Source organism: Pantoea sp. GL120224-02 (genome assembly GCF_900215395.1).
Classification (GTDB): domain Bacteria; phylum Pseudomonadota; class Gammaproteobacteria; order Enterobacterales; family Enterobacteriaceae; genus Pantoea; species Pantoea communis.
In genome coordinates this window covers 211,654-225,004 of sequence record NZ_OBEC01000005.1, presented here as the reverse complement: position 1 = coordinate 225,004, position 13,351 = coordinate 211,654, and the positions used below count along the sequence as shown (strand labels likewise).

General features: G+C 54.8%; 13 protein-coding genes and 1 other annotated feature. Of the genes, 4 read left to right on the top strand and 9 right to left on the bottom strand.

All coding sequences use genetic code 11. From position 1 onward, the window contains the following. Positions 1-14 precede the first annotated feature (14 nt). The gene (gene yaaA / locus CRO33_RS12150; protein ID WP_058959371.1) at positions 15-791 is read left to right on the top strand and encodes a peroxide stress protein YaaA; all 777 of its coding nucleotides are present in this window, start codon (positions 15-17) and stop codon (positions 789-791) included. A gap of 62 nt (positions 792-853) precedes the next feature. Here yaaA and thrC read toward each other — a convergent pair whose 3' ends face one another. The 5 genes from thrC to CRO33_RS12125 all read right to left on the bottom strand — a co-directional run bounded on the left by thrC (position 854) and on the right by CRO33_RS12125 (position 6,583). After that, on the bottom strand, positions 854-2,137 hold the full coding sequence (gene thrC / locus CRO33_RS12145; RefSeq protein ID WP_097118310.1) for a threonine synthase: 1,284 nt from the start codon (positions 2,135-2,137) through the stop codon (positions 854-856). A gap of 3 nt (positions 2,138-2,140) precedes the next feature. Continuing rightward, a complete protein-coding gene (thrB, locus tag CRO33_RS12140; RefSeq protein ID WP_097118408.1) occupies positions 2,141-3,070 on the bottom strand; it encodes a homoserine kinase in 930 nt (309 codons plus the stop codon). Between the two features lie 2 nt (positions 3,071-3,072). After that, entirely contained in the window at positions 3,073-5,535 is a 2,463-nt protein-coding gene (gene thrA, locus CRO33_RS12135) for a bifunctional aspartate kinase/homoserine dehydrogenase I (protein WP_097118309.1), read from the bottom strand. Positions 5,536-5,561: 26 nt separating this feature from the next. Continuing rightward, positions 5,562-5,684 (bottom strand) — a sequence feature (Thr leader region). Beyond that, positions 5,620-5,691, bottom strand: coding sequence for a thr operon leader peptide (gene thrL / locus CRO33_RS24665; RefSeq protein ID WP_128601299.1), 72 nt, complete (start codon positions 5,689-5,691; stop codon positions 5,620-5,622). It overlaps the preceding feature by 65 nt. A gap of 202 nt (positions 5,692-5,893) precedes the next feature. Continuing rightward, on the bottom strand, positions 5,894-6,583 hold the full coding sequence (locus CRO33_RS12125) for a tRNA/rRNA methyltransferase (RefSeq protein WP_038649173.1): 690 nt from the start codon (positions 6,581-6,583) through the stop codon (positions 5,894-5,896). A 609-nt stretch (positions 6,584-7,192) separates the two neighbouring features. Between CRO33_RS12125 and arcA the strand changes: the two genes are divergently transcribed. Then, the gene (gene arcA, locus CRO33_RS12120) at positions 7,193-7,909 is read left to right on the top strand and encodes a two-component system response regulator ArcA (RefSeq protein ID WP_034826183.1); all 717 of its coding nucleotides are present in this window, start codon (positions 7,193-7,195) and stop codon (positions 7,907-7,909) included. Between the two features lie 48 nt (positions 7,910-7,957). On the opposite strand, the gene creA is transcribed toward arcA, so the two are convergent. Continuing rightward, positions 7,958-8,431, bottom strand: coding sequence for a protein CreA (gene creA / locus CRO33_RS12115; protein WP_097118308.1), 474 nt, complete (start codon positions 8,429-8,431; stop codon positions 7,958-7,960). Positions 8,432-8,625: 194 nt separating this feature from the next. Between creA and robA the strand changes: the two genes are divergently transcribed. Next, complete coding sequence (gene robA / locus CRO33_RS12110; protein ID WP_034826193.1) at positions 8,626-9,507, top strand: MDR efflux pump AcrAB transcriptional activator RobA; 882 nt, start codon at positions 8,626-8,628, stop codon at positions 9,505-9,507. Between the two features lie 150 nt (positions 9,508-9,657). On the opposite strand, the gene gpmB is transcribed toward robA, so the two are convergent. Next, positions 9,658-10,305, bottom strand: a complete 648-nt coding sequence (gene gpmB, locus CRO33_RS12105; protein WP_038649182.1) for a 2,3-diphosphoglycerate-dependent phosphoglycerate mutase GpmB — start codon at positions 10,303-10,305, stop codon at positions 9,658-9,660. 51 nt (positions 10,306-10,356) lie between these two features. On the opposite strand from gpmB, the gene yjjX reads away from it, so the two are divergent. Beyond that, entirely contained in the window at positions 10,357-10,875 is a 519-nt protein-coding gene (gene yjjX, locus CRO33_RS12100) for an inosine/xanthosine triphosphatase (RefSeq protein WP_097118307.1), read from the top strand. Here the strand turns inward: yjjX and trpR are convergent, their stop codons facing one another. Both trpR and sltY read right to left on the bottom strand, forming a co-directional pair. Next, on the bottom strand, positions 10,876-11,199 hold the full coding sequence (trpR, locus tag CRO33_RS12095; RefSeq protein ID WP_038649187.1) for a trp operon repressor: 324 nt from the start codon (positions 11,197-11,199) through the stop codon (positions 10,876-10,878). A 44-nt stretch (positions 11,200-11,243) separates the two neighbouring features. Continuing rightward, a complete protein-coding gene (sltY, locus tag CRO33_RS12090; protein ID WP_058959378.1) occupies positions 11,244-13,163 on the bottom strand; it encodes a murein transglycosylase in 1,920 nt (639 codons plus the stop codon). Positions 13,164-13,351 lie beyond the last annotated feature (188 nt).

Below are 13,351 nucleotides of genomic sequence, written 5' to 3'. Positions count from 1 at the left end.
CAAGGACAAACACGATGCTGATGGTTATCTCGCCAGCGAAGACACTGGATTTTGAAAGCCCGCTGGCGACACAGCGCTTTACGCAGTCAACACTGTTAGAAAAATCACAACAGCTGATCGATGTTGCGCGCGATCTTTCACCGGCGCAGATCAGTTCACTAATGAGCATCAGCGACAAACTGGCACATCTGAATGCCGATCGCTTCAACCAGTGGCAGCCGCCCTTCACGCTCGAAAATGCGCGTCAGGCAATTCTGGCGTTTAAAGGTGACGTGTACACCGGTTTGCAGGCTGAGACGTTCAGTGATGCAGATTTCGATTTTGCCCAGCAGCACCTGCGCATGCTGTCCGGTTTATACGGCGTGCTGCGCCCACTGGATTTGATGCAGCCTTATCGTCTGGAAATGGGCATCAAGCTGGCCAACCCGGCGGCGAAAGATCTCTACGGTTTCTGGGGTGATTTACTGACGCAGAAGCTCAATGAAGCGATGGCCGAGCAAGGCGATGAGGTGCTGATCAACCTGGCATCTGATGAGTACTTCAAAGCGGTGAAGCCGAAGCAACTGAACGGTGAGTTGATCAAGCCGGTGTTCCTTGATGAGAAGAACGGCAAGTTTAAAGTGATCAGTTTTTACGCCAAGAAAGCGCGTGGCCTGATGAGCCGCTATGTGATTCAGAACCGCCTGAGCAAGCCCGAGCAGCTGAAACAGTTTGATGTTGATGGCTACTTCTTTGCGGCTGATGAGAGCAAAGGTAACGAGCTGGTGTTTAAGCGCCACGAACAGAAATAAAAAAGGTCGCCATCATGGCGACCTCACTCTTCAAAACGCGCATGGTCGCGCGCCTGTTTGCATTACTTCATCAAGAACTTACGCAGTTCAGAGAAGTCTGCCGCCATATTATGCGACAGCAGTGGCAGCTCAGCGCGCTCTGCCAGCTCTTTTGGCAGCGGCAATTCCTGACCCAGAATCTCGTCCACGCTCTCTTTGAACTTGGCCGGATGCGCGGTGCCGAGGAACAGGCCGAACTCGCCTTCCTGCAGGTTGTCGCGCAGCATGCGATAGGCAATCGCCGCGTGCGGTTCAGAGATGTAGCCAATTTCTGCCAGCTCACGCATGGTGGCTTTGGTGGTCTCATCCGATACCGCGCCAGACACCAGATCGGTCAGGCGCCAGGTTTTACGACGGAACAGCTCTTCCACGCGCGGCCAGTTGTTCGGCTGGCTGACGTCCATGGCGTTCGACAGGGTTGCCACTGTCGCATTTGGCAGCCATTCGCCCTTATCAAGGAAGCGTGGCACGGTGTCGTTGGCGTTGGTTGCAGCGATAAAGCGCTTGATCGGCAAGCCGAGGGATTTCGCCAGCAGGCCAGCGGTCAGGTCACCAAAGTTACCGCTTGGCACGGAGACCACCAATTGATTGCGCTGCTCTTGTGGCAGTTGCGCCACCGCTTCGAAGTAATAGCAAATCTGCGCCAGCAAGCGGCTGATGTTGATGGAGTTAGCCGAGTTCAGGCCAATCGCTTTCTTAAGCGCTTCATCATCAAACGCCTGCTTCACCAGCGCCTGGCAGGCATCGAAATCGCCTTCCACCGCGATGGTTTCAATGTTGCCGCCCAGCGTACAGAACAGCTTTTCCTGCAGCGGGCTGATTTTGCCCTGCGGATAGAGGATAACGACGCGCACGTTTTCCATGCCGTAGAAGGCATGTGCCACGGCGGCGCCGGTGTCACCTGAAGTCGCGGTCAGAATGGTGATCTGCTCATCAGCGCCTGACACATAAGAGAGCATCTGCGCCATGAAACGGCCACCGAAGTCTTTGAATGCCAGCGTGGGGCCGTGGAACAGTTCGAGGCACGCCACATCTGCACTGACTTTCGCCACCGGCGCGGGGAAGGCAAAGGCGTTTTTCACGCGCTCAGCCAGCTGGTGCGCGGCAATCTCATCGCCAATATAAGCTGAGAGAATTTTGCTGCTGCGGCTGACGAAATCCATCTCCAGCATCGCATCGATGTCGGTCAGTTCGAATTCCGGCAGTTCGAGCGGGAAGAACAGCCCTTGCTGCGAGCCGAGGCCCTGTTTAACGGCCTGAGCAAAACTAACCTGCTCGTTGTGATCCTTAAGGTTGTAGAGTTTCATGCGTTATCCCAAGTTACGTGCGCCAGCCGTATCAAGACGGCAGATATGGACGAAGCCTTCATCGTTCTGCAGATAGTGCTGGCTCAGCCAGTCTGCCATCCGCTGTGCCGTTGCCATCTCGTTGCAAACGGCGAAAAGTGTCGGGCCGGAGCCCGAAATACCACAGGCCAACGCACCGATGTCGGCAGCCGCCTGGCGCGCCTCAGCGAAGCCCGGCAGCAGTTTGGTGCGGTAAGGTTCTGCAATCACATCCTGCATCAGTTTAGCCGCCAGCAGCGGCTGGCGGGTATGACAGGCGTGAATAAAGCCCGCTAACAGACGGCCATGCTTGATGGCATCGTCTTTGCGGTACTGCGCAGGCAGAATCGCGCGTGCTTCAGCGGTTGAGACTTTAATGCCTGGATAGGCCATCACCCACAGCCAGTCATCAAAGCACGGCACATCCTGTGAGATGATACCGTTTTCTTCAATCATCAGCTGTACACCGCCGAGGAAGCAAGGCGCGACGTTATCAAAGTGCACGCTGCCGGAAATACGCCCTTCCAGCTCGCCCATCAAGGCCAGCAGCTCGGTATCGTTCAATGGCTTGCCGCAGAACTCGTTCATCGCCATTAAACCCGCGACCACCGAGCAGGCGCTGGAACCCAGACCTGAACCGATCGGCATGTTCTTTTCCAGCGTCATTGCCACCGGAACCTGTTTGCCAATCGCCTGGCAGAAACGTTCCCAGCACTGATAAACGATGTTCTCTTGCGGATTGGTTGGCAGCTTGCTGACAAAGCGCCCGGTGTTCACCAGGCTGAAGCTGTCGGCCGCTTCCACCGATACGCAGTCACCCAACAGGGTGCCATCCACCGGCGAAACCGCCGCGCCCAGCACATCAAAGCCGACGCTGACGTTACCTATCGAGGCCGGTGCATAAATTTTTACCATCATCAAACTCCCAACTTCCATGACAGTGTACGCAGCAAGTCGGCAAACACGCCGGCCGCTGTGACATCATTCCCCGCGCCGTATCCACGCAGAACCAGCGGGATCGGCTGATAATAGCGGCTGTAAAACGCCAGCGCGTTCTCGCCGTTCTTCACTTTGTACAGCGGATCGTTACCGTCCACCGCATCGATTTTCACTTTGCAGACGCCGCCTTCTTCAATGGCGCCGACGAAGCGTAACACTTTACCTTCATCACGCGCTTTGGCAACGCGGGCGGCAAAAGCATCATCCAGTTCCGGCAGGCGGGCCATAAACTGCTCAACGTCAGCGATGTCGGTGAGTTCAGCTGGCAGCAGCGGCTCAATCTCAATATCGCTCAGCTCCAGTTGATGACCCGCTTCACGCGCCAGAATCAGCAGTTTACGCGCCACATCGGTGCCTGAAAGATCGTCACGCGGATCCGGCTCGGTGAAGCCCATCTCACGCGCCATTTTGGTGGCTTCAGACAGTGAAACGCCTTCGTCCAGTTTCCCGAAGATAAAGGAGAGTGAACCGGAGAGAATACCGGAGAATTTGATCAGCTCGTCACCGGCATTCAGCAGATTTTGCAGGTTTTCGATCACTGGCAGACCAGCACCGACGTTGGTGTCGTACAGGAACTTACGACGCGATTTCGCCGCGGCCGCACGCATCTGCTGATAGTAATTCCACGACGATGTATTAGCCTTTTTGTTCGGCGTCACCACATGGAAACCTTCAGCAAGGAAGTCAGCATATTGATCGGCCACCGCCTGGCTGGAAGTACAGTCCACAATCACCGGGTTCAGCAGGTGATACTCCTTCACCAGACGCATCAGACGACCGAGATTGAACGGCTCTTTGGCTTCGCTCAGCGCGCCTTTCCAGTCGCTGAGATCGATGCCGTGCACATTGGTTAACAGCGCGCGAGAATTGGCGATACCGCACACGCGCAGATCGATGTGCTTCTCTTTCAGCCACGCCTGCTGACGATGCAGCTGCTCCAGCAACGCCGCGCCGACACCGCCGACACCGACAACGAACACTTCGATCACCTGATCGGTGGCGAACAGCATCTGATGCACCACGCGCACGCCAGTGGTCACTTCATCATTGCTCACCACCACCGAGATGGAACGCTCGGAAGAGCCCTGGGCAATCGCCACGATATTGATGTTGGCACGCGCCAGCGCCGAGAAGAATTTGGCGGAGATGCCGCGCAAGGTGCGCATGCCATCGCCGACCACGGAAATCACCGCCAACTGCTCCAGCACATCGAGTGGATCCAGCAAGCCATCTTTCAGCTCCAGATAGAACTCTTCTTCCAATACACGGCGCGCACGCGCCTGCTCGCTCTGCGGTACGCAGAAACTGATGCTGTATTCAGAAGAGGATTGGGTGATCAGCACCACGGAGATGCCGGTGCGCGACATCGCCGCAAACACGCGCGCTGCCATGCCGACCATGCCTTTCATACCAGGACCGGAGACGTTAAACATCGCCATATTATTCAGGTTGGTGATGCCTTTCACCGGGTTCTCATCCAACTCGCCTTCCCCACCGATTAAGGTGCCGGGCGCTTGCGGGTTGGCGGTATTTTTGATCAGACAAGGAATCTGGAACTGGGCAATCGGAGCAATGGTGCGAGGATGAAGGACTTTCGCGCCGAAGTAAGACAGCTCCATCGCTTCCTGGTAGGACATCGACTTAAGCAGTCGCGCATCCGGCACCTGGCGTGGATCGCAAGTGTAAACACCGTCTACGTCAGTCCAGATCTCGCAGCAGTCCGCACGCAAGCAGGCAGCCAGCACCGCCGCCGAGTAGTCAGAGCCATTACGGCCCAGCACCACCAGTTCGCCCTTCTCGTTACCGGCGGTAAAACCGGCCATCAGGATCATGTGATCGGCTGGGATCTGGCTGGCCGCGATGCGACGGGTTGACTCGGCGATATCCACGGTGGATTCGAGGTAGTGACCAACGGCCAGCAGTTTCTCCACCGGGTCGATCACCGTGACTTTGTGGCCGCGCGCCTGCAGCAGCGCTTCCATGATGGCGATAGAGAGCTTCTCACCACGACAGATAATGCCGGCATTCACCGCATCCGGGCACTGGCCCAGCAGGCTGATGCCGTGCAGCACCTGTTTCAGCTGGGCAAACTCCAGCTCAATGCGGGTTTTCTGTCCATCGTAATCGAAGCCCGGCTGAGCCTCCGCCAGGCCCTGCAGCAGGTCGGCAAAAATCCGTTCGGCATCGCTGATATTCGTCAGTGCGTCCTGGCCGCTAATGGTTTTCTCAATCATCGCCACCAGATGATTGGTGATTTTCGCTGGGGCAGAGAGCACGGTGGCAACCTGTCCCTGTTGCGCATTGCTTTCCAGAATATCTGCCACGCGGAGAAAACGTTCCGCATTGGCTACTGAGGTTCCGCCGAATTTCAGCACTCGCATGATTGAAGCTCTCCTGAATTTTTGCCGAAAAAAAAGCCCGCACTGTTTAGGTGCGGGCTTTTTTCTTTGTTTTTCCTGTATGCGTCAGCCCGCACCGTTACCTGTGGTAATGGTGGTGGTAATAATAATTGTGGTGTTCAGGCTGTGATTACGCATTGAGATTTTTTCTGTCTGTCTTTGTCTTGTCCGTCTGCCTTCCAGAAGTAAAGCAAAGCGCACGTTAAGTCAACGAATTTGTCTTAGCCGCCATTTTAAGGCGACTGCGCAGAGTTCGGTGTCTGCGCGTAAATCATATTGGGATCGTTCGACTGATCGCCCTGTTTCCCGATCAGTCACTATTAAAAACGATATTCACCGATTATTTATCTATAAGTTTTTTTTCTACATCATGTAGCAGGCGATGCAGCATGGCGCTATCGCGCTGTTCCAGTAGGCCAATGCGCTGATCGATCCAGTCCGCCATTTTGGCATCGTCGCTCACTTCCAGTTTCACCAGCAGCTGGTGGAAGCGCTCGCGCAGCGCCTGCAGCTGGTGTTCGTTCGCCACTTCTTTCACTTCTGCCGCGACCTGATTCAGCGCCGACAGCTGATAGCAGTACACCATCACCGCCTGTCCGAGGTTGAGTGAAGGATAATCATTGGCCATTGGAATGCCGGTCAGCAGATCGACCTGATCCAGCTCTTCATTGGTTAAGCCACTGTCCTCACGACCAAATACCAGCGCGATTCGGCTCAGCCACTGGCGCTTCTCCTGCAGAATGGTTTCGACTTGCGCCGGCGTGGCGTAGTAGCGGAACTTCGCACGACTGCGGGCGGTGGTGGCGACCGAGAAATCGACATCGGCCAGCGCCTCACTCAGCGTGGCGTAGGTTTTGACATTATCGAGAATCTCACCGGCACCGTGCGCAACACGACGCGCAGCCGGGTCTTGCCAGGCATCGCTGGCGACAATACGCAGTTCGCTAAAACCCATGGTTTTCATGGCACGAGCGGCCGCGCCGATATTTTCCGGACGGGCGGGTGAGACAAGGATTAGGGGGAAATGCATGATTTTTCCATCGAACTGTTAACAACTCGCCCTATGTTGGCATGCAGTGGCAAAAATACCAACCGCACGGACAAGAGAAAATAAGATGTTAAGGATGTTAAAAGAGGATAAAAGCGATGGGGAGAAGATATTGTGGGATATAACTAAAATTTCCACGCTTAATTAATATAAATCTATTGTTTTTCATATTATTAAAATATTATTTCCTGCAGGTTTTAGTTTTACCGTTATGCAGCCAAAATGTAGCAAAAATGCTGCTTTTTGTGAGCTAAGCTGGCATTCCTGGAGAAGTTTTTCATAAAAGTGTTAACGTGCTACACTTGCATTTGATATAAGTCAACGAAGCGTTGTTTTTATGCTTATCGGTTGTTGTTGGTGCTGTTAGGTTGCTGTTAATACGGTTAGGATAAGCGCCAGTCCGATACCCACGGGGCACGCAAATATTCATCCTGACTGGCTGAGCTAACACTGAAGTTGACATAGATGGATGGTGTATTCCGAAGATTATTTCGTACACCGGTTGCGTAAGGCACGCTGTTTTGATGAACAGTAAACGCAGCCATCGTACGCCCTGTTTTCGATTTGTTGGCAAATTTTAGGTAGCGAAACATGCAGACCCCGCACATTCTTATCGTTGAAGACGAACTGGTCACGCGTAACACCCTCAAAAGTATTTTTGAGGCGGAAGGTTACGTGGTCTATGAAGCCACCGACGGCGCCGAGATGCATCAGGTTTTGACGGAAAATGACGTCAATCTGGTGATCATGGATATCAACCTGCCAGGCAAAAACGGTTTGCTGCTGGCACGCGAATTGCGTGAACAAGCAAACGTTGCGCTGATGTTCCTGACAGGTCGTGATAACGAAGTAGATAAAATCCTCGGCCTGGAGATTGGCGCCGATGATTACATCACTAAACCGTTTAACCCACGTGAGCTGACGATTCGTGCACGCAACCTGTTATCGCGCACCATGAATCTGGCGATGCCAAGTGAAGAACGTCGCGCGGTTGAAAGCTATCGCTTTAACGGCTGGGAGCTGGATATTAACAGCCGCTCACTGATCAGCCCGAACGGTGAACAGTATAAGCTGCCACGCAGTGAGTTCCGCGCGATGCTGCACTTCTGCGAAAACCCGGGCAAGATTCAAACCCGTGGCGATCTGCTGAAGAAGATGACGGGCCGTGAGCTGAAGCCGCATGACCGCACCGTGGATGTCACCATCCGCCGCATTCGTAAGCATTTCGAATCCACCCCGGATACGCCAGAAATCATCGCCACCATTCATGGCGAAGGGTATCGCTTCTGTGGTGAATTGCAGGATTAAGTTTGCTGCAGTAAAAGAAAAACGCCCATCAGGGCGTTTTTTTATGCCTCAATGCCACGGCATGATTGGCACAGCGCTCAGCGCATTCTTCGGCGAACCGTCCACCACTTTATCTGAGTAGCTCAGGTAAACCAGCGCATGACGTTTTCGATCATAGAAGCGCACCACCTGCAGCTTCTTAAATACCAATGAAGTGCGCTTTTGGAAGACCACTTCTCCTTGCGCCTTGCCTTGTGCGATTTTATCGCTAAGCTCTACAGGCCCAACCTGCTGGCAGGAGATGGCCGCGTCGGAAGTATCTTCCGCCAGACCTAATCCGCCCTTGATCCCACCGGTTTTCGCCCGGCTGATATAACAGGTTACATTTTTTACGTCGGGGTCGTCGAAGGCTTCCACCACGATCTTATGGTCGGGGCCAAACATCTTGAAAACCGTGTCTACCGAGCCGATTTCCTCGGCCTGAACGCCCGCGCTGAAGAGACAAGTTGCAAGCGTGATTATAAGAAAGCGAGTTATTGTCATTGAGTTACCATTGCCAATCGAATAGATGAGACTGTAATGTACTGTCAATCGAACCCGGAACCAAACCTAAACGGGTTGTAGCCCGCATTGATTTAGCACAGCCGATTGACAAACCGCCCCCACGCTTTTGTGCATTTCGTGCTATTATTCGACGACTTCATAGTTGCGCCACCAGAGAGTTATGAGGATGTTTTATGGACCAAGCCGGTATCATTCGCGATTTGCTTGTCTGGCTGGAGAGCCATCTGGATCAACCCCTTTCATTAGATAATGTTGCGTTGAAAGCGGGCTATTCCAAGTGGCACCTGCAGCGTATGTTCAAGGAAGTGACGAGCCACGCCATCGGCGCTTACATCCGCGCGCGTCGCCTGTCGAAAGCCGCTGTGGCCTTGCGCCTGACCAGCCGCCCGATCCTCGACATCGCTTTACAATACCGCTTCGATTCACAGCAGACTTTTACCCGTGCGTTTAAAAAGCAGTTTAATCAAACGCCCGCCTGGTATCGTCGCTCATCGGAATGGAACTCCTTCGGCATTCGCCCGCCGATTCGTCTGGACGATCACCACATGCCTGAGGCCACGTTTGTCACGCTGCCGGAAACGGTGCTGGTCGGGCAAACGCAGAGTTACACCTGTACGCTGGAGCAAATTTCCAGCTACCGTGACGAAATGCGCATCCATTTCTGGAAACAGTTCCTGCTGGAAACTGATACCGTGCCACCGGTGTTATACGGTCTGCATCAGGTACGTGCCAGCCATGAAAAGGATGATGAGCAGGAGATTCTCTACACCACGGCAGTGCCTGCCGATCAACAGGCATTGAGCATGCAGTCGAATCAAAATGTGATTCTCGAAGCCGGGGATTACGTGCAGTTCACCTATAACGGTGCGCGCAGCGCACTGGGTGAGTTCATTCTGCTGCTGTACGGCACCTGTATGCCAACGTTGGGTCTGGTGCGTCGTCAGGGCCAGGATATTGAGCGTTTCTTCACGCATGGCGGTAAGAAACGCAGCGAGCCGCCAACGGAAATCCGTTGCGAATACCTGATTCCCATTCGCCCGCAGCAGAATCGCTGATATGAAAATGCCGTCATGATGACGGCATTTTTTTGGCTTCAATAACGGCAGGTCGTCATAAATGGCGAGCTGACCCTTTTGCTGGGCAGGCAATCATTACCCCCACCCTTTACAGGCAGCGCATTGATGCGCACCGAAACCGAATGACGCTTAACGCTGCAATTCGTCCAGCGCAGGCGCATCCAGATGCGACACATCGCCTGCCGTCTCGACCACCCAACCTGCAGCCAGCCACGCGCTCTGTTGATGATCCACGCGTGAAATCGAGCAGTTGCGCAGGCGCAAACGGCGCTCAGCGTGCGCCGGCAATCCCAATAGCGTACTCACTAACACGCCTAACGCCATACCGTGACTGACAATCAACGGACGGCTGCCCGCTGGCAGTTCGAGCAACGCGTTCAGCGCTTCGTGCATGCGCGTCGCCATCTCCAGCATCGATTCACCGCCAGGGATGCGGCCGTCTTGGGTGCCATCCACCAGCGTTTTACGCCAGCTCTCCTCTTCCGGCGTTAAGCCATCAAGGGGGCGCTGTTCGAGACAGCCCATATTCAGCTCACGCAAACGTGCATCAACCGTGACCGTACAACCGCAGGCATCCGCGATGATCTCGGCGGTGCGGCGCGTGCGGCCTAAATCGCTGGCGATCACATGGGTGATGCCCTGCGATTTCATCCGTTCACCCACTTGTTGGGCCTGTTGCTCACCTTTTTCCGTCAGCGGACTGTCGGATTGACCTTGAATGCGTCGGGCCGCATTCCATACCGTTTCGCCGTGACGAACAAGATAGACCTGTAGCATGCTTAATTTCCGTTATACTGCGACAAATTTGCCTTGAGGGTTCAAACAATTATGTACCACGTTGTCGCAGCCACCATCAACCCGGCAAAAATTCGCGCGATTGCTCAGGCGTTCAACGACGTCTTTGGTGAAGGATCCTGCCATATTGAAGGGGTCGAGGTCGAGAGCGGCGTCGCTGCTCAACCGTTAAGCGATGTCGAAACGCGAACTGGCGCACGTACCCGCGTAGCGAACGCCCGTCAGCAACGCCCTGAATCTGACTATTGGGTCGCGATTGAAGCCGGCATCGAGGGCGATTGTGCCTTTGCATGGATGGTGATTGAAAACGCCCAGCAGCGCGGCGAATCGCGCTCCGCCAGCTTCACCTTGCCGCCGATTGTCATGGCGGGCTTAGCCGCCGGACACGAACTCGGTCACGAAATGGCACGCTTAACCGGCGTTGATAATATCAAGCAGAAAGGCGGCGCTATCGGCGCGTTTACCAACGGTCTGTTGAGCCGCTCAAGCGTTTACCACCAGGCGCTGATACTGGCACTCTGCCCGTTCACCCATCCGCTGTATCAGCAGTAATTAATGGCGGCCTAAGCGCGCTTCCAGCCAGCGTTTCAGCTCAGGAGGCGCTTCTTTCAGACTGTTAGATCCACGCGTGATGGTGGCGATACCGACGCCCAGCTCATTCTTCAGCTCGCGCTGGCTCATGTCGCCGTTCATCAGCTCTTCAATAATGCGCAGGCGCGTGCCAAACGCTTCACGTTCATCGGGCGTCATCATCAGTTGCAGCAAAGGCAACGACACACCGTCCGCGAAAGCGTTCTGCATCAAATCAATAAAACGCAGCCAGTTATCTTCAACAGGCTGAGCCGCATCCGGCTGGGAAGAAAGAGGTTGGCTCATGAAGGGCTTCCGTACTCATTAGCGAGTACGGAAGCATAGCACAGCTAGTAACGGCGATTCCACTCGCCATCGGCGAGAATCTTATCCGGCTTGCCCATGAAGTAACGGTAGTAGGCGTCATACGCCAGCACGTTTTTCACGTAGCCGCGTGTTTCTGAGAACGGAATGGTTTCGATAAACGCCACTGCATCCAGTTTGCCACCGCTGTTATTCAACCAGCTGCGTACCCTGCCCGGCCCGGCATTATAGGCCGCCGAGGAGAAGATGCGGTTCTGATCGAACTGCTGATAGACGTATTCCAGATACTGCGTACCAATCTGAATATTGGTCTGTGGGTCGAGCAACTGGCTGCTGTTCACATAGCCGGGGATGTTGTACATCTTCACGGTATGGCTGGCCGTGGCTGGCATCACCTGCATCAAACCACTGGCACCGACCGGCGAACGCGCTTTCGGATTCCACGCACTCTCCTGGCGGGAGATCGCCATGGCATAGCTCTGCGGAATACCTTTATCGCTGGTGTATTGCTGATACAGATTGCGCCACGCCAGCGGGAAACGCTCTTTCAGGCTATCCCACATTTTCGCGGTAATGGTCGCCTGCACGCTTAGATCCCACCAGTCCTGCTCGTTGGCGTAACGCGCCAGCATCTGTTGCTGCGAATGGGTCTTGCTGGAGATCAGATTGGCCCACTCACTGCGCGCCAGGTTATCCAGCCCCCAATACATCAGCTCACGCACGCGCGCCAGTTCAGGCCCCTGCACCACCGAGCTGTCTGCCGCCGGGGCCTGATCGATCTGCAACGGATATTCCACGCCGAGACGTTGCGCCGCCACCATCGGGTAGAAACCACGAGCCTGCATCAGTTTACGCAGAATCTCATCGGCTTCTTCTTTGCGCCCCTGAGAAATCAGCAGATCGGCTTGCCAGTATTGCCACTCATCTTTCTCTTTGGCTTCAACCGGTAAACGCGCGATCCAGGTGTTCAGTCCACGACGATCGTTCTGACTCAGCGCCAGACGCACGCGACGCTCCACCAGCGCGGTGGATTCACTGTTCATCACCACTGCATCACGCCAGCGCGCCTGCTCGGAGGTCAGATCGGCGCCCATCATGCGCCACACCACGGTTTCCTTAAGATCCTGCTCTTCCGCCGGGCTCATTTTCTGCGCCTGCACCAGTTGCGGGATCATCATGCGCGCATTATCCATGTCTTCACGCGCGACGCGGGCAAAGGCATAACTGGTGGCCATACGGGTGAAATCGGTCGGACCGAGGCTGCTGGCAAAAGTGGTGACGGTCTGCGGATTTTGCTGCAGCGCAATCAGCGCGCTGGAAGTGGTTTGATAATCCGCCGGCAGCATTTTCGCCAGATAATTCACCAGACTGTCGTTGCCGGCTTTCATCGCCAGGCGAATACGTTCGAGAATGGTAATCGGCGACATCTGTCCGGACGCTTGCCACACCGAGAACAGCTGATCGCAGTCATTCGGTAGCGCGGAACCGCGCAGCCAGATCGATTTCGCGCCATCAAACGCCACCTGCTGCTGGCCGGTAGCCCACTTGGCGTAATACCAGTTACAGCGCGCCTGCACCGGTTTGGGCTCATCCGGGCTAAAGCTCAGCACGCCCTGCCAGTCCTGACGATGTGCCAACACGTTGACGAAGCGTGTCGAGAGTGAACGCGCCGGTGGCAGCGTTGGATATTGCTGAATGAAATTCTTCACCGCCAGCGGCGTCTCTTGATCGAGATCCTGCGCCAGCAAACGGTATTGCAGATACGGATAGAGCGGATAATCCTGCAGCGTTGGCATCAGCTGCGAGACCTGGTCCATTTGATTGTTATCCCAGGCTTGTTTGATTTGCGCATAGCGCTGTCTTTGTTGATCCAGCGAGTCGGCCCACACGCTGCTGGCCGTGCTGACCAGACAGATCCCTATCATCCAGTTACGCCACTTCTCCACTCTACTCTCCTCTCTGCTGCGATCCAGCTCATGCCAGACTTAACTCATGCTAACCAGGCCAACGGTCTCTTGCCATGTTCTTCACAAAATTTACGCAGGCGCACCGTGATTGCACACCGTCTGCGCTGTGACTGTGCAAATTATCATCACAAAATCCTATGTCATATCAATTAGCTACAGCTATTCAT